General features: G+C 43.3%; 20 protein-coding genes. 13 read left to right on the plus strand and 7 right to left on the minus strand.

Annotated features, from left to right (window positions below):
* The first annotated feature begins 29 nt into the window (after nt 1-29).
* From CYL18_RS05250 to msrA, 7 genes are all read left to right on the plus strand, one after another.
* Nucleotides 30-1,355 carry a carbohydrate ABC transporter substrate-binding protein gene (locus CYL18_RS05250; RefSeq protein WP_104848439.1) on the plus strand — a complete coding sequence of 442 codons (1,326 nt, stop codon included), beginning with the start codon at nt 30-32 and terminating at the stop codon, nt 1,353-1,355.
* Nucleotides 1,356-1,432: 77 nt separating this feature from the next.
* A complete protein-coding gene (locus CYL18_RS05255) occupies nt 1,433-2,323 on the plus strand; it encodes a carbohydrate ABC transporter permease (protein ID WP_104848440.1) in 891 nt (296 codons plus the stop codon).
* Between the two features lie 14 nt (nt 2,324-2,337).
* Nucleotides 2,338-3,219 (plus strand): carbohydrate ABC transporter permease, encoded by an 882-nt coding sequence (locus tag CYL18_RS05260; protein WP_104848441.1) that lies wholly within the window; start codon nt 2,338-2,340, stop codon nt 3,217-3,219.
* Nucleotides 3,220-3,231: 12 nt separating this feature from the next.
* Nucleotides 3,232-5,421 (plus strand): 1,3-beta-galactosyl-N-acetylhexosamine phosphorylase, encoded by a 2,190-nt coding sequence (gnpA, locus tag CYL18_RS05265; RefSeq protein WP_104848442.1) that lies wholly within the window; start codon nt 3,232-3,234, stop codon nt 5,419-5,421.
* Entirely contained in the window at nt 5,393-5,560 is a 168-nt protein-coding gene (locus CYL18_RS19365; RefSeq protein WP_201741241.1) for a DUF6903 family protein, read from the plus strand. The genes gnpA and CYL18_RS19365 overlap by 29 nt, the downstream gene beginning before the upstream one ends.
* Before the next feature lie 44 nt (nt 5,561-5,604).
* Nucleotides 5,605-6,501 carry an ROK family protein gene (locus CYL18_RS05270; protein WP_104848443.1) on the plus strand — a complete coding sequence of 299 codons (897 nt, stop codon included), beginning with the start codon at nt 5,605-5,607 and terminating at the stop codon, nt 6,499-6,501.
* A 161-nt stretch (nt 6,502-6,662) separates the two neighbouring features.
* Complete coding sequence (gene msrA, locus CYL18_RS05275; protein WP_104848444.1) at nt 6,663-7,619, plus strand: peptide-methionine (S)-S-oxide reductase MsrA; 957 nt, start codon at nt 6,663-6,665, stop codon at nt 7,617-7,619.
* A gap of 129 nt (nt 7,620-7,748) precedes the next feature.
* On the opposite strand, the gene CYL18_RS05280 is transcribed toward msrA, so the two are convergent.
* From CYL18_RS05280 to CYL18_RS05310, 6 genes are all read right to left on the minus strand, one after another.
* Complete coding sequence (locus CYL18_RS05280) at nt 7,749-11,222, minus strand: bifunctional 2',3'-cyclic-nucleotide 2'-phosphodiesterase/3'-nucleotidase (RefSeq protein ID WP_456238404.1); 3,474 nt, start codon at nt 11,220-11,222, stop codon at nt 7,749-7,751.
* A 631-nt stretch (nt 11,223-11,853) separates the two neighbouring features.
* Nucleotides 11,854-12,669, minus strand: a complete 816-nt coding sequence (locus tag CYL18_RS05290; protein ID WP_201741242.1) for an undecaprenyl-diphosphate phosphatase — start codon at nt 12,667-12,669, stop codon at nt 11,854-11,856.
* Nucleotides 12,670-12,821: 152 nt separating this feature from the next.
* Nucleotides 12,822-13,550: an amino acid ABC transporter ATP-binding protein gene (locus tag CYL18_RS05295; RefSeq protein ID WP_104848447.1), complete on the minus strand. Its 729-nt coding sequence runs from the start codon at nt 13,548-13,550 to the stop codon at nt 12,822-12,824.
* The gene (locus CYL18_RS05300) at nt 13,537-14,979 is read right to left on the minus strand and encodes an amino acid ABC transporter substrate-binding protein/permease (protein WP_201741243.1); all 1,443 of its coding nucleotides are present in this window, start codon (nt 14,977-14,979) and stop codon (nt 13,537-13,539) included. The genes CYL18_RS05295 and CYL18_RS05300 overlap by 14 nt, the downstream gene beginning before the upstream one ends.
* Before the next feature lie 381 nt (nt 14,980-15,360).
* Complete coding sequence (locus CYL18_RS05305; protein WP_104848448.1) at nt 15,361-17,043, minus strand: hypothetical protein; 1,683 nt, start codon at nt 17,041-17,043, stop codon at nt 15,361-15,363.
* 315 nt (nt 17,044-17,358) lie between these two features.
* Nucleotides 17,359-18,294, minus strand: coding sequence for an ABC transporter substrate-binding protein (locus CYL18_RS05310; RefSeq protein ID WP_104848449.1), 936 nt, complete (start codon nt 18,292-18,294; stop codon nt 17,359-17,361).
* 148 nt (nt 18,295-18,442) lie between these two features.
* On the opposite strand from CYL18_RS05310, the gene CYL18_RS05315 reads away from it, so the two are divergent.
* The 3 genes from CYL18_RS05315 to CYL18_RS05325 are packed head-to-tail and all read left to right on the plus strand — an operon-like array spanning nt 18,443 to nt 21,280.
* Nucleotides 18,443-19,474: a FecCD family ABC transporter permease gene (locus CYL18_RS05315; RefSeq protein WP_236636263.1), complete on the plus strand. Its 1,032-nt coding sequence runs from the start codon at nt 18,443-18,445 to the stop codon at nt 19,472-19,474.
* A complete protein-coding gene (locus tag CYL18_RS05320; protein ID WP_104848450.1) occupies nt 19,471-20,475 on the plus strand; it encodes a FecCD family ABC transporter permease in 1,005 nt (334 codons plus the stop codon). Before CYL18_RS05315 ends, CYL18_RS05320 begins: the two co-directional genes overlap by 4 nt.
* Nucleotides 20,476-20,497: 22 nt before the next feature.
* Complete coding sequence (locus CYL18_RS05325) at nt 20,498-21,280, plus strand: ABC transporter ATP-binding protein (protein WP_104848451.1); 783 nt, start codon at nt 20,498-20,500, stop codon at nt 21,278-21,280.
* 13 nt (nt 21,281-21,293) lie between these two features.
* On the opposite strand, the gene CYL18_RS05330 is transcribed toward CYL18_RS05325, so the two are convergent.
* The gene (locus CYL18_RS05330) at nt 21,294-22,754 is read right to left on the minus strand and encodes an alpha-amylase (RefSeq protein ID WP_104848452.1); all 1,461 of its coding nucleotides are present in this window, start codon (nt 22,752-22,754) and stop codon (nt 21,294-21,296) included.
* A gap of 262 nt (nt 22,755-23,016) precedes the next feature.
* On the opposite strand from CYL18_RS05330, the gene purU reads away from it, so the two are divergent.
* From purU to CYL18_RS05350, 3 genes are all read left to right on the plus strand, one after another.
* Nucleotides 23,017-23,907 carry a formyltetrahydrofolate deformylase gene (gene purU, locus CYL18_RS05335; protein ID WP_104848453.1) on the plus strand — a complete coding sequence of 297 codons (891 nt, stop codon included), beginning with the start codon at nt 23,017-23,019 and terminating at the stop codon, nt 23,905-23,907.
* Between the two features lie 36 nt (nt 23,908-23,943).
* Complete coding sequence (locus CYL18_RS05340) at nt 23,944-24,876, plus strand: sugar-binding transcriptional regulator (protein WP_104848454.1); 933 nt, start codon at nt 23,944-23,946, stop codon at nt 24,874-24,876.
* A gap of 776 nt (nt 24,877-25,652) precedes the next feature.
* Nucleotides 25,653-26,954, plus strand: a complete 1,302-nt coding sequence (locus CYL18_RS05350; protein ID WP_104848456.1) for a pyrimidine-nucleoside phosphorylase — start codon at nt 25,653-25,655, stop codon at nt 26,952-26,954.
* Nucleotides 26,955-26,957: the final 3 nt, after the last annotated feature.

The following is a 26,957-nucleotide window of genomic DNA, read 5'->3' on the forward strand; positions in this document are numbered from 1 at the left end:
CAAGTTAGGACTAAAAGGGAGGGGAAAAAATGAATAAAAAGTTTCTATTGTCAATTTTGACTGTTTTGTTTTCTCTTAGTTTAATGGCTTGCCAGGGTGATGAAGCAAGTGATGGAAAGGCATCAGGTAAAGAAACCCTTCATGTGGCAGCGCTTGAATCAGCTTATAGCAATGAAATGTGGACAAAGCTGAAGGATGCTTATGAAAAGGCGAATCCTGATATTACGATTGAATTGACTGTTGATAAAAATCTTGAAGAAACCATTAGCCCTAATATGAAAGCCGGTACCTACCCAGATGTCGTCATGCTGGCCACAGGGAGAAAGCTGGCCTTAACAGAGACTTTGATAAAAGATAAAGCCTTAGAGGATCTTACAGATGTTCTTGATATGAATGTCTATGGAGAAGAAACGAAGGTTAAAGATAAGCTTGTACCAGGTTTTACGGAAACTCTTGCCACAAATCCATATAACGATGGCAAAACATATATGGCTCCAATGTTCTACAGCCCTACTGGACTATTCTATAATGCTAACCTTTTTGAAGAAAAAGGATGGACAGTGCCAGAGACTTGGGATGAAATGTGGGAGTTAGGCGACAAAGCGAAAAAAGAGGGAATTTCTTTATTCACCTACCCTACCACTGGCTATTTTGATGCCTTCTTCTACTCTTTATTACTAGAGGTTGGAGGTCCTGATTTCTATAATAAGGCGATGACATATGAAGATAAAATATGGGAGTCTCCTGAAGCGACAAAGGCTTTTGAAATCGTTGGGAAATTGGCCGAGTATACAGAGCCAACGACAGTAGCAAATGCAAACGATAAAGACTTTACAAAAAACCAGCAATTAATTCTGGATAATAAAGCGTTATTCATGCCAAATGGTACTTGGGTTGTCGGTGAGATGGCTGAGGCACCAAGAGCAGAGGGCTTTGAATGGGGAATGACAGCTTTGCCTGCTGTTGAAGAAAACGGTGATCGCTATGCCTTTACGTTCTTTGAACAAATATGGGTTCCATCCGCAGCAGAGAATAAAGATGCGGCAAAAGAATTTATTACGTATGTATATTCTGATGAAGCTGCAGCCATCTTTGCAGAAAGCGGGGCTATCCAACCAATTGAGGGAATTTCTGATCAATTGAGCGATGATAATAAGCTGTTTTACAGTATCTATGATAACGGAGCTAAAGCCGGTATGGGCGGATTTGCTGCTACTGAAGCTGTTGAAGGAGTTAGTATGGCAGCAACCTTGTTTGGGACAATTGACAGTATTGTCTCTGGTGATAAGAGTGTATCTGAGTGGCAGGAATCAGTTGAAAAGGCAAGTGATCAATTGAGAGAAGCCATGAATTAAAGGACTACTTGTAATGACATAACGGTGGGATTGTATCAGGCGTCTCACCGTTATTGTTCTTTACTGGAGGGAACGCAATGAATAAGAAAACGGAAAAAAGTATATTTATCTTTGTTTGTACAGTACCTGCCTTAATTATGTTGTCCATATTCATGATTTATCCGACGATTGAAGTCTTTAGAATGTCCTTATATAAATGGGGCGGCTTCTCTAATAATAAGGTATTTGTCGGTCTAGATAACTTTAAGATTCTCTGGAATGATATGAATTTTATTCATGCCCTTCAAAACAGTGTTTTACTGCTTGTAATTGTAACAATTTTCACAATGGTTATGGCCATCCTATTTGCTGCGATTTTAACAAGAGAGAATATAAAGGGGAATAGCCTTTTCAGAGTCATTTTCTATATCCCGAATATCCTTTCGATTGTTGTTATCGCGGGGATATTCTCGGCGGTCTATGATCCGAATACCGGATTATTAAATAACCTCCTTGGGTTGTTCAACTTAGATAACCTGCAAAAAATGTGGCTTGGTGATCAAAAAATCGCCATTTACAGTATCGGTGCAGCACTTATCTGGCAAGCGATTGGCTACTATATGGTCATGTATATGGCTAGCATAGCAAACATACCGGAAAGCTTCTATGAGGCATCAGCATTAGAGGGGGCAGGACGGATTAAGCAGTTTACGAGTATCACTTTACCGCTGATTTGGAATAACATCCGTACAACGTTGACCTTTTTTATCATCAGTACGATTAACCTAAGCTTCCTATTGGTTCAAGCGATGACGGGGGGCGGACCAGATGGCTCGACGGAGGTTTTCTTGAGTTATATGTACAAGCAGGCTTATACCAATTCCTCGTATGGTTACGGGATGGCTATCGGTGTTGTCATCTTCCTGTTCTCATTCGCATTATCAGCCCTTGTCAGTCTAGTCACAAAACGGGAAGTACAGGAGTATTAAGGAGGTATTGACGAATGAAAGCACGAAAAAGCATGAGTGCTGAAACAGCCTATCGCTTATTTATCTATCTTGCGTTATTTACACTGGCTATTTCGATCCTTGTCCCAGTTGCATGGGTTTTCCTTGCCTCAATCAAGCAAAACGCGGAATTTTACGGAAGCCCGTGGGCTTTGCCGGAGGGATTCTATTTCCAGAACTTTATTGATGCCTTCCAAAAGGCGAATATGGGCGGCTATATGCTGAATTCCGCTATTGTGACCACGCTTGCCCTGGCCATTCTATTGGTTGTGGCGTTGCCTGCAGCATATGTTCTGGCACGGTATACGTTCAGAGGCAGCCGTTTGATGAATGTTTTATTTAAAGCAGGATTATTTATTAATGTGAACTATATAGTTGTTCCGATTTTTCTTATGCTCGTAGACGGAGATACCCTCTTGCGTGAAGTGTTTGGGGAGGGATTTTTATTGGATAATTTAGTTGTTCTCGCATTCGTATACGCGGCGACGGCTTTGCCTTTTACGATTTATTTATTATCAAGCTACTTTCAATCCTTACCATCTACATATGAAGAGGCAGCTTTTATCGATGGAGCAGGTTATTTTAAGACAATGGCAAAAGTCATGATTCCAATGGCTCGGCCAAGTATAGTTGCTGTCATCCTATTTAACTTTCTGGCGTTCTGGAATGAGTACATCATAGCTCTTACCTTAATACCAGGTCCCGATAAAACCTTGCCTGTTGGATTAATGAATTTGATGGCAGCACAGAAATCAGCCGCAAACTATGGGCAAATGTATGCAGGTATGGTCCTTGTCATGCTGCCAACCTTGATTCTGTATATTATTGTGCAAAAGAAATTAACGCAAGGCATGACCCTTGGCGGTCTAAAAGATTAGGAGGAGTTAGGCATGAGAAATGGAAGAGGACGTGTAACACTTCCGAGTCAGAAGGACTTTTTAAATGAAACAAAAGAGCTAATGGAACGTTGGGGTGCTGATGCCATCAGGGATAGTGACGGGACTAAATTAGATGATGACATTAAGCAGCTGGATGCCAAAATCTACACCACCTATTTTGTTGCGCGTGGCCATAATGATTTTGCCGAGAAACATATGGAGGAATGCCAGCAGCTTTATTTAATGAGTCAATTTAATACGGCCCATAATGAGGAGCTTAAGATTGATTTCATGAAGGGCTATTTTGAGGAGCAGCTAAAGCCTGATTATGTGCATGACCCTAAAGTCTATTGGGAAGTTATTGATCGTACAACTGGCAAAGTTGTAGATATAGATAATTGGAGCGTAAATAAACAAGATAATAGTGTGACAATCACGAATGCGATTCCTTGGCACGAGTATACAGTATCATTTTTGGTTTATGCGATTTGGGATCCTACGCAAATGTACAATCACATTACGAATGACTGGGGTGATACCCCTCATGATATCCCGTTTGATGTAAGGCAGCCAAATTCCAATAAATATATGAAGGATTATTTGAGCCAATGGCTGAAGGAGAATCCTGATACAGATGTCGTCCGGTTTACGACATTCTTTTATCACTTTACCCTTGTGTTCAATAATCTTGGGAAAGAAAAATTTGTGGATTGGTTTGGCTATGGAGCTAGTGTATCCGTCGCAGCCCTTGATGCCTTTGAGAAAGAGAAGGGCTATCGCTTAAGACCAGAGGATATCGTTGACCAAGGATATTACAACACATCCTTCCGAATTCCGACGAAGGCATTTTTGGATTATATGGATTTTGTGCAAAAGTTTGTTGCAGAAGAAGCTAGAAAGCTAGTAGATATCGTCCATGAAAGCGGGAAAGAAGCCATGATGTTTCTTGGGGACAATTGGATTGGCACTGAGCCGTATGGAGAATACTTCAAAAACATCGGACTTGATGCAGTAGTTGGCAGTGTAGGCGGAGGAGCGACCTTGCGCATGATTGCAGATATCCCGCATGTCCGATATACAGAAGGCAGATTCCTGCCGTATTTCTTCCCGGATACGTTTTATGAAGGCAATAACCCAGTCATTGAAGCAAATGAAAATTGGCTGACGGCCAGGAGAGCCATCCTAAGGAATCCAGTGGACAGGATTGGGTATGGCGGGTATTTAAGCTTGGCCTACAAGTTCCCTGATTTCGTTTCCTATATAGAAAGTGTGACAGATGAATTCCGTGAAATATACGATACGATTCACGGAGTTGAACCATATAGCGGATTGAAGGTAGCCATCTTAAACTCATGGGGGAAATTGAGGACATGGCAGACCCATATGGTTGCCCATGCACTATGGTATAAACAAATTTATTCCTATTTGGGCATCCTGGAATCATTAAGCGGGGCAGATGTTGATGTTGTCTTCATCAGCTTTGATGATGTGATTAACAATGGAGTACCTGATGATGTTGATGTTATCATCAATGCCGGTGACGCTGGTACTGCGTTTTCGGGCGGCCATTATTGGACAAATGAAAAGCTTGTCACAACAATTAGGTCTTGGATCTATAACGGCGGAGGCTTCATTGGCGTTGGTGAACCGACAGCCTATCAGCATGAGGGCCATTACTTCCAGTTGGCCACTGCCCTTGGTGTCGATAAAGAATTAGGGTTTAGCCTATCAACTGATAAATATTTTGTCACACCTGTCAACGAGCATTTTATTACAAAGGACAGTCAATCATTTGATTTCGGTGAAGGGATGAAAAACATCTATGCCCTCTCTGAGAAGACTGAAATCCTTGAGTACTCTGATGGTGAAGTTCATCTGGCGAGCGGCTCATTTGGGCAGGGAAGAACAGTCTATATCGCGGGACTACCATACAGTGAAGAAAACACGCGTCTATTAATGCGTTCATTATATTATGCTGCCCAGAAAGAAGAAGCGTTCTATAGATGGCATTCAAGCAATATTTATTGTGAGGTTCATGTATATCCAGCTATAGGGAAAGCGGCTATCGTGAATAATTCGATGGAAGAACAGACGACAATGATTTACAATGGCCAAGGCAAAGCCAAGGAAGTGAAGCTAGCACCTAGTGAAATAAGGTGGGAGGTTTTTTCTGATGAAGGAGAATTTGCTGATCGTGATTAAGGTACTTTTATTCATCTTCTGCCTTGCATTAATCATTATTGGACAGAAGACAGTGGGGAAGATGGAGTTAGGGCTGATGTTAATTGGTCTGGCAGGCCTTCTCGGGCTCCTGTATGATTACAATCGCAAATATGCCTAACTATTCCTATCGGTACTCAACTCAATTCACAGAGGTGCAGCTAAATGAAAAAGGCAATTGGTCTTGATATAGGCGGAACGAAGATAGCAGCAGGAATTGTGACAGAACAGGGTGAGCTGCTTGGACGAGTGGAAGTGAAAAGTGATCCTTCAGGCAGGGAAGCGATGTTTGTAAGAGTATGCGAAGCCGTGGAGCAGGTGTTGAACGAGGTCTCAATCAGTATTGATCAGATTGAAGGAATCGGTGCAGGGGTCCCAGGGAAAGTGGATCGTAAGGAAGGTATTGCTATCTATCAGAATAACCTTCCATGGGGTAACTTTCCGATAAGAGAGCGCTTGGCAGATCGATTCAAGGAAAACCGGATTATCATTGATAATGATGTGTATATGGCGGCATTTGCCGAATGGGTCTCACAGAAGGACCTGGAGGAGACATTTGTTTATATTACCATCAGCACGGGAATTGCCAGCTCGATTATTCATAAAGGCGACTTTATCAGGGGAGCTGGTTTTGCCGGAGAGTTGGGGCTCATTCCAGTCCTTATAGGCGACTCGAATGAAAGGCTAGAGAAAATAGCGGCAGGTCCAGGTATTCGAAAATTAGCAGAGAAAGAATTAAAGCAGGATATTGGATCCACAAAAGATGTTTTTGATAGATTTCTAAGTGGGGCTGAAGGCTATGATGTCATCATTGAACAGATTGCTGAATATATTGCGCAGGGAATTTATTCGATCTCGAGCTTGATTGATCCTCATAGAATCGTGTTCGGCGGAAGTGTCATCGTAAACAACCCATTTTTGTTAGATCTAATCAAAAATAAGTTAAAGGCACATCAGCTAGTGGATCAGCAGCATCTATTGAATCATTTGTATATTAGCAGGCTAAGAGAAAACAATGGTGTTGTCGGTGCGGGGTTACGCGTTTTTGATGACAGTTTATGAATATGTGGAGCGGGCAAGGTTCATTTGTCCGCTCTTTTTAATTGCCAGATGATGTATTTTCATTTTTATCATACGTACTTATAAACAAGCGTATCAATGGTTTAGGGATAGAAGAAAAGGTTATTATATACGGTACGAACAGAAAAAGGAGGAATCAACCAATGGAGGAAAGGAAGGAGCTCGCGACATTTGCTGGCGGATGCTTTTGGTGCATGGTCTCTCCATTTGAAGAACAGCCAGGCGTTTATGGCATTGTCTCAGGTTATACGGGCGGACATACAGAAAACCCGACATATGAAGAGGTTTGTTCTGAAACAACGGGCCATTATGAGGCTGTTCAAATTACCTTTAACCCAGATGTAATGCCTTATGAGAAATTACTTGAGCAATATTGGCAGCAGATTGACCCGACTGATCCGGGCGGCCAATTCAATGATAGAGGACAATCCTACCGAACGGCTATTTTTTACCATACAGATGAACAGCGCAGGTTAGCGGAAGAGTCAAAGCAAGCGCTAGCTGAGAGCGGCCGCTTCCAGAAAGAGATTGTCACTGAAATCCGGCCTGCTGCCCCGTTTTACGAAGCAGAGGAGAAGCATCAGCAATATCACAGGAAGAATCCTTTTCACTACAATCTCTATAAGGAGGGTTCCGGACGTGCCCGCTTTATCCGAGAGAATTGGAAAAAAGTCAAAGGTCCGGAACAGCTCAGGAAGGAATTGACTGAGCTCCAATATGAGGTGACGAGAAATAATGCGACTGAACCGCCGTTTGATAATGAATATTGGGATAATGAAGAGGATGGAATCTATGTAGACATTATCACCGGTGAGCCGCTATTCAGCTCACTTGACCAGTATGATGCCGGCTGTGGCTGGCCAAGCTTTACAAAACCATTGCAGCGCATGGAGCTAGAAGAGAAGCTCGACACCTCCTATGGGATGAGGCGAATTGAAGTCAGGGCAAAAACCTCGGATTCTCATCTTGGCCATGTATTTGATGATGGGCCAGGACCAGATGGGGCGCGATATTGCATCAATTCTGCCGCCCTGCGATTTATTCCGAAGGAGAAATTGTCAGATGAAGGATATGGGCAATACGAGAAGTTATTTAAATGAATAGGGGTGGAAGCTGTCCCTTTGAATCGAGGGGACGGCTTTTTATATTGTTGGGTATAGAATCATGAGTCCAGTCCATATAAAAGAAGACCTGTCAGGAGAGATTATCCATCCTGACAGGTCTTTTAACTATTGAACTCTCTGGATCCGTCCTTCAACAGCATAAGTAAATGGCTGTGGCAGAGTTTTTACATAGTCAACAGTGGCATCGATATCAACTGGCCCAACCTCCATGGAAGAAGCGAGCTCATCAAAGCTAGTACTGATATTTGTGTACATATAATTATTTACAACAACAGTGTATTCCTTTTCAGGATCGATTTTGCTGCCATCTTCAAGGAAGATGTCCACAACTTTGCCTGTTTTAGTTTCATCGTCATAGGTGTACGTATATTTTAGGCCAGAGATATGGTAGTCTAAGCCTCTTGCTGTAATTTGTTCATCAAGTACGACAGCTATGTCAGCTCCGCTAAGGGTGGCCTTGTTTAGGACATTGCCGAATGGCTGGATTGCGAAGAGGTCGCCAAACGTTACTTCCCCAGCTTCAAGCGGAGAACGGACACCGCCGCCATTCATCATGGCAAAGTCTGCATCCATCGCGACTCTCATTCCATCAGCAATCAGGTTGCCGAGGGCAAGGTCGCTGTTGGTTTGCGCAATCGTTGGGTACCCTTTGATCAAGGTTTCAGCAGATTGGCCGACAACCTGGGCCTTGATTGGCTCTACAAGAGCTGTATATTTATCCATGATAGCAATGACCTCAGGGTCTGGTGTGTAATCATCCTGGAATACTGTCACGATTTCAGCTTCCTTGTGGAAGATATCACCGGTAACCGGGTCAATTTCAATGTCAACATCTGCAATGGCTGAACCGTATGAGTAGGCTTGTACGATGAGTTTATTATCTACCACACGGTTAACTCCTACATGATTGTGAGCGGCAAAGATGATATCCACTTCATCATTGATTTGCTCAGCAATCCTGCTTGCATCATAGCGATCTGTATAGCCATCCTGGGTGGCGGGGTTATGAGCAAGGACAATAATTGCCTCAATGCCTTCCTTTTTTAGTTCTTCTGTATACGTATTAATGGCTTCTACTTCATCTGTAATCTTTAATGTTTCATTTCCCTTACGAACAATCATTTCGGGTGTTTCCTGTGTGACAACACCGATGACGCCAATTTTTTGGCCTTCTGCTTCAAGGATTGTATAAGGATCAGTAATAAGCTCATTATCGCGAGTGTCATAGGCATTGGCAGCAACGACAGGGAAATCCATGCCGTCATATCCCTTCGTTCCCTTTTCATGATCCCCGCCGGAAATCATTCTTTTCAATTCATCAATGCCTTCGTCAAATTCATGGTTTCCAAGTGTCCCGGCATCAAAGCCGATGGCTTCCATGACCTCAACAGTCGGCTCATCCTGGAAAGAGGCAGAGAGGAGGGGGCTGCCCCCAATCATATCACCGGAATGAACGATGAATGTATTGGGGTTCAAAGCCTCGCGTTCCTTTAGGGCAGCAGCTGTATATTCAATCTTTCCCGCTGTCTTGCCGTCCACGGTCGTGACAGTGTCAAGCTGGCCATGCAGATCATTCATGCTCAATAGCTGGATGCTGATTCCGCGATTCAAATCATAGGTGAAGATACCAAAGCCTTTATCATCCGTTTTGCCTGTATACGTGAATGGGCTGTCTTCTGTGATGTATTCTTGAGCTTTTGGTGATGTCGTAAATGTTAGATTCACATCACCAGCAATAGGTGCAAGGGACCAGTTATTATCAGCTGTTGGCGTGATTTCTTTTACTTCTGAGATATAGTCCATCAAGACTTGACGGTTCTCTTCAGCTGAATCAATAACGATCTCGCCGTTTGTAACGCCTGGGAAGTTCCCACCGCCATTTGCACGGTAATTATTTGTTACAACAATGAACTCCTGATCTGGCTGGACAGGAGCGCCATTGTACTCCAGATTGATGATTCGGCTTGAATCTGGATTAGCGACCGCTCCAGTCGGAGTATATTTTGGTTTCTTCGTCACATCGATTTGATAGGTAACGCCATCAATCACATCATAGTTATAAACGGCGAAGGACGGGTTTAATAATTCCTGTGTCTCTGTGTTAGCCGGATCAACTGTGTTGAATTTGCCGGCAGACATTTCAAGCCATTCTTTTACGTCAGCACCGGTCAATTTGATGGCCTTTAAGGTGTTGTCGTATAAATAAAGATCGGCAGCACTGCGAATAGTTAAATCACCTTTTTTGATTTCTGTGAATTCCTCAACCCCGTTACGGCCAGCTTTGAAAGGTGCTCCAGCCGAGAGAATCGGAATATCAGCAAGCTCTGGCTTATTGAGCTTGATGTAATTCTCCGCATACCAAGTTTGAGCATTGGTCACGACCTGAATGGATGGGTCATCCTTCACAAGAGCAAAGTAGCTGTATATATCATCAGTCGTTGTTCCTATTGGTGTATTTACATAATCAATGGTAGCTTCATGGTCTTTTGTGACAGCCTTCACGATTGCTCGATTTGGCTCAACATCGCTAGTAACTGCTCGTGTGGAGGACTGAGAATCAGTAACACTCCATTTCCCTTTCTTCTTCTCTAGAGTTAAATCAATGATTCCAAGGGAACCGCCGCCGAAGCCAGCTTGTACAGCTGGAACGCCGTTAATGGTTCCTTTTTCATTATCTACTCCAGGAAGGACGTTACCGTTCTCGTCCTTAAAGAGGGCATCTAGCTTACTGACATCAGCAGCTGGGAAGACCTTGTGCGTATGGGAGAAGGTGAGGGCATCGATGCCTTTTACCTTGCTTAAGGCATAAATGGTATCTTCCGTGTTCTGCTCATTGCTGCTGAAGCCGGAATGAGCCATGGCAACGATGACATCAGCACCTTTTTTCTTCATCATTGGAATATATTTTTCGGCTGTTTTGGTAATATCCTTTGTGATAACCTTGCCGTCAAGATGGGCTTTATCCCACTCGTTGATTTGGGGAGGCACAAACCCGATATAGCCGATTTTTACGACTTTTGTCTTGCCTGATTGGTCTTTTACCTTCTTGTTAACAATCTTATAAGGTCTGTATTTATTTTGATCATTGTTTGGATTTCCGTCTTTGTCATCGATATAGACATTCGCGTTGACGAAATCAAATTTCGCATCATTATATACTTCATCTAAAAATTCTAATCCATAATTGAACTCATGGTTGCCAAGCGTGGCAATATCATAATCCAAAAGGTTCATTGCTTTAATGGCTGGATGGACTTCCTTTTTTTCAAGAGGGTCAATTTTAGCCTTGTATGTAGCAAATGGGTTACCTTGTATAAGGTCGCCATTATCAACGAGGACGCTGTTTTTCACTTCACTGCGTGCCTGGTTGATGAGGGTAGCTGTTTTAGCGAGCCCGACATTCGGAGATTCGCTGTTTTTGTAATAATCATAGCTTAACAGATTCATATGGACATCTGTTGTTTCCATAATGCGAAGGGAGACCTTGGAATTTTCCTTGTTTTTCTTGCCCTTATGATTTTTGGATGCCTCTGCATCTAGCATCTGGAATGGGGTGGTGAATAAAAGAATGGCAAACATGAAGACAGTAACGAGTTTAGTTAAGGGTAATCTTCGCAAACTATTCATTCCTCCTAAAAGCTATTAATTGGTGGGAGGGTAACACTCCCACCAATCAATATAGCAGATTTGCAGGAATTTAATAGTTTTTATGGTAATAATAGTTAAAATTGCCCAGTAAAAAATTACACTATATAAGTATTTTCTATCATGAAAGTGATGTCAAAATAATACTAATAGACCTAATTGACAGACTTTTTATTAGCCGGATTATAATGATGATATGAAAGGAAGTGGAAAAGTCACCGGCTCGGATGGTTTCGAACTTAGTTGGCGGCCCATTCGAAGGGTTCCGAAAGCACAGGCTCATAAGATTGGTAGTTATTGTTCAGTATATTTAAATTCCCCCCATGCCATATTCATATCCATAAGAGAGGAGCCAAGCGATAGAAGAATTCCTGAACATCTTCATGTACCCCCATTTTCGTATGGTTATCCAGGGTAACTATTGCATCGTAGAAGATGGGCCAGGCAGATGTAAAGGGAAAGGGGGATGGGAGGCTGTTGCAAAAGCATCATACAAAAAATCCCTCGCTGTGATAAACCATTTGTCTATCCAGCAAGGGATTTTTCATGTCAGTATTCTTTCTTCTTAAGCGAAGATAATGACTAGCGTCCCCACGATAAAGCAGTATACGGAGAAGTAGCCTAGCTTTCCTCTTTGCATGATATTCATGAACCATTTCAAAGAGAAGTAAGAGGCAATCAATGAGGTTGCGAAGGCGAATAGATATGGAACCATTAATTGATTAACCGCAGGGTCATTGACCAGGTCAGAAACAGATAAAATCATCCCGCCAAGACTGATCGGAATATAGAGGAAGAAGGAGAACTTCAAAGCCGTTTCGCGTTTCATTCCCATCGCCATGGACGCAACAACGGTTGCACCGGAGCGGCTGATTCCAGGAATTAAGGCAACAGCCTGAGCTGAGCCGACAATAATGGCATCCTTAAAGCTGAGCTCACCTTCTGATTTGCGGCCATTAAGGTTCCGAATGAGCCATAAAGCAAGACCGGTAATAAGAAGGGTGAACCCGATGACCCGCACACCTTTAAAAACAGCGGCAATTTGGTCCTCAAACAGCAGCCCAATCAAGGCAGCTGGAATGGTCCCGATGATTAGGTAAAGAATAAAATAGAAATCCTTTTTCATACTTTCCGTTTTTTCGGATGAGAAAAGGAATCCGAGGCCGTTTTGAATGATTCTGGCTAAATCCTGTCTATAAATGATCACGACCGCAATCAAGGAAGCGAAGTTCACGAATAGCTCAAAGCTGAGCCCAGGTATCTCCATATTGAAAAAGTGCTGGAAGATAACTAGATGTCCGCTTGAGGATACAGGGATGGGTTCGGTAATCCCTTGCAGCAATCCAAGAAAGACATACTTAATGATTTCAATTAAATCCAAAAATAACACACTCCTCGTACAAAAATGACACGTTATTATCATATCACAATCCATACGATGTCTATTGAAGCAGGGGGATGTATTATTTTCCATCGTCGAAAGAAACAAAAAAAAGGATGCTGCCACATATGTGAAAGCATCCTTTTCGAGTTTTATAATACTTTGTTTAAGAAATCCTGCGTCCGTTCGTTTTGCGGGTTGGAGAAAATCTCCGTTGGTGTTCCCTTCTCAACTACATAGCCGCCGTCCATAAAGATTACTTGGTCGGCAACCTCACGAGCAAAGCCCATTTCATGGGTTACGATGACCATTGTCATCCCCTCTTGAGCCAATTGCTTAATAACATTCAATACCTCGCCGACCATCTCTGGGTCAAGGGCACTTGTCGGTTCATCGAAGAGCATGATATCCGGGTTCATCGCAAGTGCGCGTGCAATCGCAACACGCTGTTTTTGACCGCCTGATAATTGTGCCGGCTTGGCATTTGCCTTATCGGCAAGACCTACTTGAGCAAGCAATTCATGTGCCTTCTTTTCAGCTTCCTCTTTTGTCGCCTTCTTAAGCTGTACAGGTGCCAGCGTGATATTCTCAAGCACAGTCATATGAGGGAAGAGGTTGAAATGCTGGAAAACCATTCCGATATTTTCACGGACCTTATTGATGTCTGTTTCCTTATCAGTGATGATTATATCATCCACTTCAACTTCGCCTTCATTGACGTCCTCAAGTAAATTTAGGCAGCGGAGCAGGGTGCTTTTACCGGAACCGGATGGACCAATCAAACAGATGACTTCGCCTTCCTTTACTTCAAGGCTGATATCTTTAAGCACTTCTAGCTGTCCGTATGATTTTTTTAATCCTCTAACTTTAAGCTTTCCCATTTTGGATCTTCCTTTCCATACGGTTCGATACTTTTGTCAATATCATAATAATGATAAAGTACATAACGCCAACGATGAGCCACATTTGGAAGGATTCCAGGTTACGCGCAATAATGATCTTACCGCTTTGTGTTAGCTCATTGATGCCGATAATTGAAAGGATGGATGTATCCTTTAAGGTGATGATGAATTGGTTAATGATGGATGGAATCATTAGGCGGATGGCTTGCGGAAGGATAACCTTCGCCATCGCTGTTTTATAAGGAAGCCCCAGGCTTCGGGCTGCTTCCATTTGTCCCTTATCGACAGATTCAATTCCGCCGCGGACAATTTCAGCCATATAAGCACCAGCATTCAAGCTCAATGTGATAATACCTGCTGTCACAGCCGAAATACGGAAGTCAAGTGCAGCCGGCAATCCGAAGTAGATGAAGAATGCTTGGACAATCAATGGCGTACCGCGGAATATATCGACATAAATGGTTCCAATGGCACGAAGAACAGCATTATGCGCCACGCGGCATAAGCCGAATAATATCCCTAAAATAGAGGCAATGACAAGTGACACAACCGTTAAGAGCAATGTCATTTGCAAGCCCTTCATGAGGCTTGGGAAGCTTTCCTTCAACAAGCCAAAGAAGCCATTTTCAGTATCAGTGCTTTTCTTTGCTTCTAGATATTTATCAAGAATCTCTTGGTATTCGCCAGACTCTTCAAGGTTAGCAAGTCCATCATTGAACTGCTCAAGGAGTTCGCCGTTCTCGCCTTTAGCCACAGCAAATCCATAGGAACCGCCAACCTCTTTTTCAGTGACAATCTGTAGGCCGTTGCCTTGAGCTACACCATAAGCCAATACCGGATAGTCATCGAAGACAGCTTGAGAGTTGCCGGTTTTGACATCATCGTACATATTGGCGGAATCATCAAATGTGACGATTTTAAAGCCGTACTCATCCTGAATGCTTTGCGCAAAGCTGGCACCTTCTGTACCTGTTTTGACCGCAACTCTCTTACCTTTTAGGTCTTCATAAGATGCAATATCTTCATTGCCCTCGGCAATCGCCATCACGACGCCAGATTCGAAATAAGGCTCAGAAAAATCGAATTTACGTTCACGCTCATCCGTAATACTCATACCGGCAATAACGCCGTCCACTTGCTTTGATTCTAGAGCCTGTACAGCAGCATTGAATCCAAGCGGTTTAATTTCTACATTAAACCCCTGATTTTCTGCTATTGCATTTAATAAATCAATATCAATACCGACAAAGTCGCCATTTGTATCTTGGAATTCAAAAGGTGCGAATGTGATATCCGTTGCGATCGTATAGGTTTTTCCCTCAGCACTCGTAAGGTTTGGAAAAACGAATGAAGCAACCGAGATAACAGCTATCGCTAAGGATAACATTAGTTTGGAAAATTTCTTCATATTGGAGCCCCCTTCAAAAATTACGTTAAGAAACCCTCTCTATATTTACACATTCTCGGATAGAAAAAGTGATTGAGGAATATAGCAAAAAAAAGCATGTCTTTATGAGTATATAAAAATTTTCTATACCTTTGCAATGAATAAATTTTCATTCCAAATTATAGAGGAATAGTAATATGTTTTTCTTTTTGGATATTTATATGGTTGAAAGAAGCATATAAATGGTGAATTGCCATGCTTAGAATGCACAAATGAAAGGGATTTTATGTTAGGTGGAAGGGGTAAATATGTAGCATAGAACTGAGTATTCTGTACGAATATAAATTAGTTAACAAGAAGAGACCAGGATGATGAAGTCCTGATCTCTTACATCCATTTATATTATTCCAAGTTATTAATTTTAATGGTATTTACCGGTAAAAATGTTTCGCCTGTATCGAGATAAGTCATGGTAACCTCATCCCCTTCCAGCAGGTAAATGATGAGCGGTTCCTTTTCAGATGACATTGTATAGCTTTGGCGATTATCTAGTAAGAAAGACACATTTGTATTTTCCCCTAATTTCTCTTTGTAAACCCGAAGGACTTTCCCGCTAATCTTTTTTTCTTCGGAGGAAGAGGAGCCCGTCACGGTTCCGCCTCCTTTTTGAAGGGCGGTTTTATACAGCTTAAGGGCTTCCGCCGGAGACTGGCCATAGGCAGTGATCTCAGGGTTCGCCGCAGACACGATAAAATAATTCTGCAGGTAGCCGTTTGAATCAAGCACAGCCGTTAGCCAGCTTGCTTCTCCATAGAAGTTATATAGAATAGGCATTTGACCTTCCCATTTTTTCTCAATGAATCGTTTTTCAATAATTTGCAGAGCTCCCTCTGAATCCATATAGGACTCTTTAAGGTTGCCGGTATAATAGGTGGCCTTTCCGGTCCGAGCGTTCGTCAATGCATATCCAAGCATGGAATCGACCCCTTCCTTCGGGCTCGTGAAGTCGGTGAAATAGTACATCACGCCCTTTTCATCGAAGATGGGGCTGACGTTCGCTTCTGTTCCTTCATCTGAAGGCAGCTTGACATCCGATTTCCCGAAATAACTATTCCAAAAGCCGTGCACATAATTACCGAAGTAGCTGTTCTGGAGACTGACAGCTTCTGGTGAGACAGCTCCATCAATAAATTCAGGTGCATCATCCAAGGTGTAATCCTTCGTCTTGCCTGTTTTAGCATCCATGACAGCTACGCCATCAGCTTTAAAACCATTTCGTGCGGAAATGAAATCCCCATAGGACTGAACATAAAAGGGGTTTCCGTTATCATCAATTTCTAGCTGAACCGCTCCATAGAAGATATAGGAAGGATATTGAAGCCTAAAAGCCCGTTCGGTTTTCTTATTAAAATAAGAAGAAGGGGTATAAGCCATTTCTGATTCGACGAATAATGGGTTTGCGGTTGAATCGGTCGCACTAAGGATGAAATAGCCAGGTGTTTCCTTGCCCTTGAACCATTTGAAAAATCCAGAGAATTCAACAGGTGCAATGTATACGAACTCTTCATTGACCTTTTGAATTTGGAGATTGCCAAGCTCGTAATAGCTGGTATTCGGTACCTGGCCAAATGCCTTCTTCATTTTATTACGGGCAAAGTCAGGCGGGACACTTGCTGGTGTCTCTTTTTCATCAAAGGTTTTGATTTCTGTTTTTATGTCCATTTTAGAGACTTCATATTTCTCATTCGCATTGAACATAAAGGCAGAAAGAATATAAGCACTTGCCAGAAGGCTTAGAACAAGAAGGATTCCTTTTAATTTCTGCTCAAGCCCGCTGGACAATAAAGCCCCTCCAGCTGTGAAAATTAAGGCTGGAAGCCAGAGAGAAGTAGCGTTTATGTCCTGATTGGTTATGTAGTAATATAGAAAAAATCCGATAAAGCAGAGGATGGACAGGCCGCCAATTGCTTGCAGTCTCATCTTGCCTGTGAAATGAATGCGCAGCCTCTCATTGTTGGTTAGCGGCAGCAGCACTAAGGCTGATAGAACGCCGGCAATCAATGAATAAAGAATTAAATATCCCATAATACACTCCTTTTTTCGTTTTGCTTACTTTAATCATACGTATGAAGGGGAGAGAATGATTCGTTTCCGTCATATTTTATCAGAGGATTCCGTAAATATTTTTGTTGAAGTGTTCAGTTTTGGTATAGCGTGTTTTTTCAAGTATTTGAAAAGGAGGAAGTCAGTCAAAAGGTGAAGAGCTCATACCAGTCTATAAGACCCGGCAGAAGCCGTTATATGATTGAACCGGTTCAGTGGATAAACTGGTTTATTGCTTTTCATAAAAGCGGACAAAATAGAAAAAGCTGCCCCAATGGGACAGCTGATATTTCGCGATTATTTCGTTAATGATTCCAGTACAAGATCAATCGTTGCCTCATTTGCCATTTTGGCATTTATTGTCCAGTTGCTTGAGTCTTCAAAGAAGTATACTTGATCTTTTTTAACTGCTGGAATGGATTTATACACGGAGCTATTTTCCAATGTCTCAATGCCTTCTTCATTTTCTGCCGCCATAATGAACAAATGGTCTGCGTCAAGGTCAGCTAGTGCCTCGAGCGCGATGGCTTGCCATACATCTTGGCTTTTGCCTAGGTCTTTGATATACGTTGGCATCGTGATTCCAAGGTCCTTATATAACACATTGGATGCGTAGCGATCGCCTTCAAATACGAAGAATTGTCCGCCTGTTACCCAGATGAGGGCTGCTGATTCATCGCCGATTGCTTCTTTCACTTGGATTTTCGCATCTTTGGCCTTTTGTTCATATTCCTCAATAGCTGTCTTTGCGGCATCCTCTTTGCCGAAGAGCTTACCCATGACCGTCAATTGTGTTTTCCAGTCCTCAGTATCTTCTGGCTTAAATACATAGGTTGGGGCAACCTTTTTGTATTCCTCATACATGCCTTCTTGGATAGCCGCCTCAGATTCAAACATAATAAGGTCAGGCTCTGCCTCAATAACATCCTCAATAGGCATATCCCATGAAATCAGAGGTACATCTTTAAGCTCATCCTGCAAGTATGTATGAACAGATGTGCCAATGGACCATTGTGCTACAGGGGTGATGCCTAGTGTGACAAGATAATCTTCCATATTGGGAGCAAGAACTTTTTCTGGGTTAGCTGGGAACTCCATTTCTCCAACTGCGTCAGTCACGGTTTTAGCAGAGCTTGTTTCCTCTGAGCTGTTATTTGAACTGCATGCCCCGAGCACTAGCATAAGGCAGGCAAGGCTTAAGAACATGAATAGGGATTTCTTGTTGATTACCATTGATAAATCCTCCTCTAAATTGTAAACTATACTAGTTAAAACAAATGATAATTATTCTCAATTATAAAGTCAATGGAATTAATTTTCCAAATCAAAAAAGATTTTTTCTTTACACTAATTCTGTTGAAGATAAAGGATTTGGTTACTGATGCAAGGTTACAATAGGGGAAAAGGGAAAGAGGGAGCCAAGCGATTGACTTTGGTTCTGGTGATGGCCGTTTTGCTTTTTGCAGCCGTCGTGCTGGTTTCGCTCATGATAGGGACGAAAACATACGGTATTTCAACCATTTGGGAAGCCCTTTTCCATCGTACAGAAAATAATATTACGCATGACATCATTTGGGACATTCGTTTGCCAAGGGCAATTGCGGCGGGGCTCGTTGGGGCCTTCTTGGCGGTATCCGGTGCTGTGATGCAAGCCTTGACAAGAAATGTGCTTGCAGAGCCCTCACTTCTTGGTGTATCAAATGGAGCAGCTTTCACTTTGGTGTTAGTATTGACCATTTTCCCTGGATTATCGAAACTAGAGACAATGTTTGCCTCAATGGCAGGGGCAGGACTTGCCGTGTTATTCGTTTTCTCCTTGTCTATTCTAGCTAGAGGGGGAATAACGCCAGTTAAACTAGCGCTCGCTGGCATGGCGACGGGAATGTTTCTCAGCTCTTTGACGACCAGTATCGCTCTTTATTTTGATGTTTCAAAAAATATCAGTTTTTGGTATGCAGGAGACCTTTCGGCAAGCAACTGGACAGATGTGAAGCTCTTGCTCATCATGGGGGCGGTCGGGCTTTTGATTGCCTTGTCAATCTCCCGCGCATTGACACTGTTGTCGCTTGGGGAGGAAATCACGAAGAGTCTTGGTATTCATGTCGGTCTTGTACGGACGCTAGGGGTTGTAGCAGTTCTAATGCTTACGGGCAGCGCAGTTGCTGTCGCGGGGACGGTCGGGTTTGTCGGCTTGGTCATTCCGCATATCACAAGGATGACTATAGGCGGTAAATATGGAAAATTACTGCCTGTGGCCGCCCTTCTCGGGAGCACGCTGCTGGTCGGGGCAGATGCTTTATCGAGAACCATAAATGCACCCTATGAAACGCCGATTGGCGTCTTGACTGCCGTAATTGGGGTACCATTCTTTTTGTACATGGTCAGACAGGATGGAAGGAGGCTGTTTTCATGAGGCAACAAAAAAGAGCCAAGCTCATTTGGACCATGCTTAGCTTCCTTATTATTGCCGCATGCTTCATAAGCTTTAATATCGGAACGGTTTCCATCTCTCCGCTAGAGGTTTGGCAGACGATTATTGGGCAAGGGACACCAAAGCAGGAATTGATCCTGTTTGACATCAGGCTTCCGGCAATCATTCTCGCCTTGATGGTCGGGACAGGCATGGCAATTTCCGGAGCAGTGCTGCAAACAGTCACACGCAATGAGTTGGCGGAGCCGGGAATCTTAGGAATTAATGCAGGGGCAGGATTGACCGTAGTCCTTTATATCACCTTATTCCAAGGTTCGCTGAGCAATATGAGTCTTTTAAGTACATTTGCAATGCCGTTCTTTGCCTTTTTGGGAGCCATGCTGACAGCTGTTTTGATTCTTTTCCTCTCATGGAAGCAAGGCTTGCATACGATTCGGCTTCTTCTTACGGGGATAGGCATCAACGCCGGAATTACAGCTATCTTGACGGCCTTACAGCTAAGGCTGAATCCTCATGATTTCATGAAGGCTTTGACATGGTTATCAGGAGACCTATGGGCTACGCAGTGGAAGTATGTATGGGCGCTTGCGCCTTGGTTCATCTTGCTCATTCCGCTCATCATTTACAAATCCCACGCATTAAATGTCCTGCATCTAGGACCCCTTGTCTCAACGGGTCTTGGCATTCGCACGGAAAGAGAGCGGTTAACCTTGATTGTGCTAGCGGTAGCGCTCGCTGGACTTGGTGTCGCAGCAGGAGGGGGAATTGCATTCTTAGGTTTAATTTCACCGCATATCGCGCGAAAGCTAGTTGGTCCGAAGCACCAGTATCTCCTGCCAACCGCAGCAATGATTGGGTCGCTCATCTTGATTCTAGCTGACATGCTTGGCAAAAATCTGCTGAAGGTAGATATACCAGCTGGAATCATCGTTTCCCTCCTGAGTGCACCATACTTTATATATTTATTACTTAAAACGAAATAGAGAAGAAAGAAGGTAGCGGGAAATGAGCCTGACAGCACGTGATCTGACAATCGGCTATGAAGGAAACATCATCGTTCCTAAATTGAATATGGAAATAAAAAAAGGAGAGGTCACGGCTATCATTGGTCCCAATGGATGCGGAAAATCAACGATTCTCAAGACGATAGCCCGCCTTCATAAGGCAAGCGGCGGTGGAGTATACCTGGACGGACAGGATATTCACCGTATGTCTACGAGGAAGCTGGCCCAGCAACTAGCCATTCTTCCGCAATCTCCGCAAGCACCGGAAGGATTGAGCGTTCAAGACTTGGTTTCCTATGGGCGTACACCTTACCAATCTGGCTTTTCACGGTCCACGGCCCATGACCTGGAAATGGTTGAATGGGCAATTGAAGAAACGGGACTGGCCTCCTATAAGGAAATGCCAGTAGATGCCTTGTCAGGCGGTCAGCGCCAAAGAGCCTGGATTGCCATGGCTATTGCTCAGGAGACCGATATCCTTTTGCTTGATGAGCCAACAACCTACCTTGATATGGCCCATCAATTAGAGGTATTAGAGCTGCTTGGAAAGCTGAATAAAAAAGCCGGCCGCACGATTGTCATGGTTATACATGACTTAAATCATGCAAGCCGCTTTGCGGATGAAATCATCGCCGTGAAAGAAGGGAAGTTAATTATCCAAGGGACTGCTGAACAAGTTATTAGCCGTGAAGTGCTGCGAGAGGTATTCGATATTGAAACAACAATCGTGACAGACCCTGAAACAAAAAAGCCTGCCATTCTATCGTATAATTTAGTACGGTAATCGTTCATTGGTTTTATTCAGAATCGGGAAGAACCCAGACAGAAACACTGCCGCCGTTTACAGGGAAAACAGCCCAACCGTCATCGCCAATCTCGACAGTGTCGCTGCGGTTTTTTGTACAGTCTACCCATGATTCGCCAGCGCGTTCATCGCCAACAAACATACGCTTTTCTCCGTTATCCCCATTAGAGATAACGACCGCACATCCTGAACCTTCGTGCTCGCTCGTTCCCATCCTAACCCACCCAATGGTATTCGGATGGTCAAAATAATCGATTTGCTCGCCATACGCTTTATGCACCCTTGCGTAAAGAAGAGGATCAATTAATTTGCTCTTGCGGCCAACCGGCTCTTCTCCGCCAACGCCGTAATAATCACCATAAAAGACGCATGGATAACCATCATGGCGCAAGAGAATCAAGGCATAGGCCGCCTGCTTGAACCAGTCCTGAATCCATGACTCAAGCGATTCGCCAGGCTGAGAGTCATGATTATCGACAAATGTGACGGCATTTAGCGGGTTTGCTTGGACGAGGGTGTCATCAAAGATGGTTCTTAAGTCAAAATCACGACCAGCTTGTGAGGCAGAAAACAGCTTGAAGTGGAGGGGGACGTCAATCAAATCTACGGTAAATTCAACATTCTGCAAATATTCCTGGCAAGCTTTCAGATCTGGATTCCAGTACTCGGCGAACATATAGAAATGATCGCCATGTGTTCCACGCATTTCCGTGGCAAAATCACGGATAAACGTATAATCGATATGCTTTACGGCATCTAGCCTGTACCCGTCACATCTTAATGTGTCAGTCAGCCATTTGCCCCATTTAATCATTTCCTCCCGGACGGCGGGATGATTGTAGTCAATATTAGCGAACATCAAATAATCATAATTGCCAAATTCGCGATCGACGTTATCGTTCCAGCCTTTATGCTCTCCAAGAATTTTAAATATCCCTGTCCGGATTGTCCCCTCATCATAATCCGTTCCATTAAAATGCTCGACATTCCATTTGAAGGAAGAATATGTATCTCCTCTGCCGGGGAAAGTGAATTTAGTCCAGCCATCAATATCAAAAGGACCGGATATCTCTTTTGTGCGATCATTTTGATCGACTTCAATAACCTTGAATCTCTCCGTTTCATCGGCGCCAGCCTTGTGATTCATGACCACATCCGCATATACGCAAATATCATTCTCCCTGCAGGCCTCAATCGCTTCAACCAGTTCATCCTTCGTTCCGTATTTTGTACGGACAGAGCCATTTTGGTCGAATTCGCCCAAATCGTATAAATCATAGATGCCATAACCGGTATCCTCAGGTGTTTGAGCTTTTGTTGGCGGTGGAATCCAAACGGAATCTATTCCCTTGTTCTTAAGCTCGGATGCGAGTTCCTTCAGTCGCTTCCAATGGGTTCCATCGGGTAGAATATGCCATTCGAAAAATTGCATCATCGTATGATTTTGACTCATTGAATCCACCCCTATCTATTTCTATATGACTGTTTTTGCAGTTTAGTCTTTAGAAAAAAAACAACGTCTTACAAAAACGGTAATCTTAACTAGACAAATACCCATAAGCCAGCCTGTTGCAAACATAAGAAGAAAAATAAGTATTCCTATCAATAAGATGAAAACATATGCTCTGCATACCTCAATCCTTCATTATATGCTAGATTAAGTGATACACTATTAATACATACTAAGCATGAGAGGCGGAGGATGGGTGGAGTCAATGAAGGAATGGCAGGAACGAATATATCAGGAAAATCAAAAGGATAAAGCGCGGCTATTGGTTAGCTGTCCGGACCAGCCTGGGATTGTTGCGGCTGTCTCTGAATTTTTATTTAAACAAGGAGCCAATATATTAGCGTCAAATCAATATTCGACAGACCGGCATAAAGGCACATTCTTCATGAGAATTGAATTTGAGGCTCCTGATTTGCATCAAAAGGAAGCTTTGTTTAAAACTGGCTTTACCCAAGTGGCTGAACGGTTTGAGATGAAGTGGGACATTATCTTTGCCTATAAGATGAAACGGATGGCCATCTTTGTATCAAAGGAGCTTCACTGCCTCCGTGAGCTATTATGGGAGTGGCAGTCAGGCGATTTAATGGCGGATATTCCGCTTATTATCAGCAATCATGAGGATGCGAGAGAGATTGTCGAACCCCTGCAAATCCCGTTTTACTGTCTGCCAATAACAAAGGAAACAACAAAGAAGGTGGAGGAGGAGCAGCTTCGCCTTTTAGCCGAGCATAGCATTGATGTCATTGTACTCGCTCGCTATATGAGGATTCTTTCTCCTGAGTTTGTCGCAAGACAGAAAAATAAGATTATCAACATACATCATTCATTCCTGCCTGCCTTCGTCGGAGCAAAACCATATGAACGAGCATTTGATCGAGGTGTCAAGCTAATTGGGGCGACCTCTCACTATGTCACGGATGACTTGGATGAAGGCCCAATTATTGAACAGGATATCATGAGAGTCAATCATCAGGACGATGTCCGCAAGCTCAAGAAAATCGGTGCATCAATTGAACGAAGTGTGCTTGCGCGAGCCGTGAAATGGCATCTTGAAGACCGAATTATCGTCCATGGCAATAAAACAATCGTCTTTTGACGGCCAAGAATTTTAAATTAGGGGACAAATAGAGCAATGGATAAAAACGATAAAGTCATACAAGCGGCAAAACTGTATTACTTGCTCGATTGTACGCAAAATGAAATCGCCAAAAAATTAGGAGTATCACGGCCGACTGTATCACGAATGCTCCAGACGGCCAAACGAGAGGGCATCGTGCAAATTAAAATATGTGAAAAAGCCGACCGCCTAACGGATCTTGAAGCAGATCTTGAGCAAAAATACGGACTGAAGAAGGCCGTCGTCGCCTCCGTTGGACAATATGAAGATCATGTCATTAAGACGACCATTGGCTTGAAAGCAGCCGAATACCTCGATTCCATCGTCGGGGATGATGATATTATCGGTGTCACATGGGGAACAACGATTTACCATGTCGCAGTCGAACTAAAGAAAAAACAAGTCAATAATGTTCAGGTCGTCCAGCTGAAGGGAGGCATCAGTCTTTCCGAAAAGAACACATATGTCTCAGAGATTCTGTATCTATTCGGCAAGGCCTTCAATGCCTCTCCGCATTATCTGCCCTTGCCGGCTATTGTCGACAATGTCGTCGTTAAAGAAGCCATCATGGCAGATCGTCATATCAAACGGGTAATTGATATGGGGAAACGAGCTAATATTGCTTTGTTTACATGCGGACAAATTAAATCGGACTCCCTGCTCTTCAATCTTGGTTACTTCTCAGAGGAAGATGCCGGTATGCTCTATTCAACTGCCGTAGGTGATATCTCTTCCCGCTTCTTTGATAAAGACGGCCATGTATGCAGCCAAAGCCTGGATGAACGCACACTAGGTATCGAATTGGAAGAATTGAAGAAAAAGGATTATTCGATTTTAGTCGCAGGTGGCTCCCACAAAATCGAATCCATCCACGCTGCCCTAAAAGGCGAATATGCAAATGTTCTTGTAACCGATCAATATACGGCTCGGTTTATTTTAGATAAGTGAATGATCTGGAGAGCGGGATAGTTATCCTGCTTCTTTTTTTGCTGAATCAAGGACATGCGGCTGCTTTTTTTCTATAGAAAAAGTGCGGGGAAAGCTTGGGAAAGCCCACCTTTTTCCATGCAAAGGGGGTAAAGGGTGGGCAAAAGGTGGACATCGTCAGAGAAAGCCCACCCAAAACCCATGCAAAGGTGTAAAGGGTGGCCCAAGGGTGGACATCGTCAGAGAAAGCCCACCCAAAGCCCATGCAAAGGGTTAAAGGGTGGGCCAAGGGTGGACATCGTCAGAGAAAGGCCACCCAAAACCCAGGCAAAGAGGGTAAAGGGTGGGCCAAGGGTGGATATCGTCAGAGAAAGCCCATCCAAAACCCATGCAAAGGTGTAAAGGGTGGCCAAAAGGTGGACAAAAGATGACCACTATTAAAAAATAACCATCCTCCATACCCCGAAACTCTCCATCCAAAAGAAAATAATGCTCCAGTGTCAGTATGTAAAAGGTAAATCCTAATAATCAGGTAAAAAGGAGTAATTCCATTCCCCTTAGGACACAATATTTTGTGATAAATAGCAAGCAGATACATATGGAAGGCGGTGTGTGATTTTCTGCCGCAAAGTTTTCCGCCGCTTAAATGGGGAATTAGAATAAGTTGAATAAGGACCTAGTATATGTTTTACATATGTTCACATCTATTTATTACAATTGTTCAACTTTTGTGTTATAGTATTTTTGTAAGTGCTTACCAATTATTCAGTAACTTCATAAAAATGGGGTGTTAATTCATGAGAATGGTCGATGTTATTGAGAAGAAACGTAATGGATATGAGTTGGACAAGGAAGAGCTTCAATTTGTGATTGAAGGATTTACGGATGGCAGTATTCCGGATTATCAAATGTCAGCCTTTGCGATGGCTGTTTATTTTAAAGGGATGACGCAAGAGGAGCGCGTGATTTTAACGCAATTAATGGTTGAATCAGGTGATCAGATTGATTTATCCGCGATAGAAGGCGTTAAGGTAGACAAGCATAGTACCGGCGGAGTTGGCGATACGACAACTCTAGTACTTGCACCGCTTGTAGCTGCGCTTGATGTACCGGTTGCGAAAATGTCAGGCCGCGGGCTTGGCCATACGGGCGGTACGATTGATAAGCTTGAGGCTGTTCCGGGGTTCCATGTGGAGATTTCCAATCAAGAGTTCATTGATTTAGTGAATAAGAATAAGATTGCCGTTATTGGCCAAAGCGGAAACCTCACACCCGCTGATAAGAAGCTATATGCACTTCGTGATGTAACCGCGACAGTGGATTCTATTCCGCTAATTGCGAGCTCCATCATGAGCAAGAAAATTGCCGCTGGTGCGGATGCCATTGTTCTTGATGTTAAAACAGGCGACGGGGCTTTCATGAAAAACCTAGATGACGCGAAGGAATTGGCGAAAGCTATGGTCGATATCGGAAATGGAGTCGGCCGTAAAACGAAGGCAATTATTTCTGATATGAGCCAGCCGCTAGGATTCGCTGTAGGGAATGCACTTGAGATCAAGGAAGCTATTGATACCCTTTCAGGGAATGGACCAGCTGATCTAAATGAGCTTTGCCTAACGCTCGGAAGCCATATGATCATCCTTGCAGGAAAAGCGGATACCCCTGAAGAGGCACGCCAAAAGCTTGAAGAAGTGATGAAGAATGGCCGTGCACTTGAAGTGTTTAAGACATTCCTTGCATCACAAGGCGGAGACGCAAGTGTTGTTGATAATCCAGAAAAATTGCCTCAGGCGAAATACATCATTGAGGTACCTGCGAAGGAAGCTGGATTTGTTGCGAAAATTGCGGCTGAGGAGATTGGTGTTGCCGCTATGCTTCTTGGTGCCGGCAGAGCGACGAAGGAATCTGAAATTGATTTGGCTGTCGGACTTGTTCTCAACAAGAAGGTTGGAGATGAGGTGGCGAAGGGCGAATCAATCGTGACGATTCATGCCAATGCAGAGGATGTTGAGAAGGTCATGAACATGATCTATGATGCTTATGAAATCAGCGGAGAAAAAACAGAAGCTCCGACATTGATTTATACAGAAATTCACTAATTG

This window comes from Pradoshia eiseniae (assembly GCF_002946355.1).
Lineage (GTDB): Bacteria > Bacillota > Bacilli > Bacillales > Pradoshiaceae > Pradoshia > Pradoshia eiseniae.

Coding starts and splice junctions, on each gene's coding strand:
- CYL18_RS05250 (WP_104848439.1), top strand. CDS start 30: ATGAATAAAAAGTTTCTATTGTCAATTTTGACTGTTTTGTTTTCTCTT.
- CYL18_RS05255 (WP_104848440.1), top strand. CDS start 1,433: ATGAATAAGAAAACGGAAAAAAGTATATTTATCTTTGTTTGTACAGTA.
- CYL18_RS05260 (WP_104848441.1), top strand. CDS start 2,338: ATGAAAGCACGAAAAAGCATGAGTGCTGAAACAGCCTATCGCTTATTT.
- gnpA (WP_104848442.1), top strand. CDS start 3,232: ATGAGAAATGGAAGAGGACGTGTAACACTTCCGAGTCAGAAGGACTTT.
- CYL18_RS19365 (WP_201741241.1), top strand. CDS start 5,393: ATGAAGGAGAATTTGCTGATCGTGATTAAGGTACTTTTATTCATCTTC.
- CYL18_RS05270 (WP_104848443.1), top strand. CDS start 5,605: ATGAAAAAGGCAATTGGTCTTGATATAGGCGGAACGAAGATAGCAGCA.
- msrA (WP_104848444.1), top strand. CDS start 6,663: ATGGAGGAAAGGAAGGAGCTCGCGACATTTGCTGGCGGATGCTTTTGG.
- CYL18_RS05280 (WP_456238404.1), bottom strand. CDS start 11,222: ATGTTTGCCATTCTTTTATTCACCACCCCATTCCAGATGCTAGATGCA.
- CYL18_RS05295 (WP_104848447.1), bottom strand. CDS start 13,550: ATGGGAAAGCTTAAAGTTAGAGGATTAAAAAAATCATACGGACAGCTA.
- CYL18_RS05300 (WP_201741243.1), bottom strand. CDS start 14,979: ATGAAGAAATTTTCCAAACTAATGTTATCCTTAGCGATAGCTGTTATC.
- CYL18_RS05305 (WP_104848448.1), bottom strand. CDS start 17,043: ATGGGATATTTAATTCTTTATTCATTGATTGCCGGCGTTCTATCAGCC.
- CYL18_RS05310 (WP_104848449.1), bottom strand. CDS start 18,294: ATGGTAATCAACAAGAAATCCCTATTCATGTTCTTAAGCCTTGCCTGC.
- CYL18_RS05315 (WP_236636263.1), top strand. CDS start 18,443: ATGCAAGGTTACAATAGGGGAAAAGGGAAAGAGGGAGCCAAGCGATTG.
- CYL18_RS05320 (WP_104848450.1), top strand. CDS start 19,471: ATGAGGCAACAAAAAAGAGCCAAGCTCATTTGGACCATGCTTAGCTTC.
- CYL18_RS05325 (WP_104848451.1), top strand. CDS start 20,498: ATGAGCCTGACAGCACGTGATCTGACAATCGGCTATGAAGGAAACATC.
- CYL18_RS05330 (WP_104848452.1), bottom strand. CDS start 22,754: ATGAGTCAAAATCATACGATGATGCAATTTTTCGAATGGCATATTCTA.
- purU (WP_104848453.1), top strand. CDS start 23,017: ATGAAGGAATGGCAGGAACGAATATATCAGGAAAATCAAAAGGATAAA.
- CYL18_RS05340 (WP_104848454.1), top strand. CDS start 23,944: ATGGATAAAAACGATAAAGTCATACAAGCGGCAAAACTGTATTACTTG.
- CYL18_RS05350 (WP_104848456.1), top strand. CDS start 25,653: ATGAGAATGGTCGATGTTATTGAGAAGAAACGTAATGGATATGAGTTG.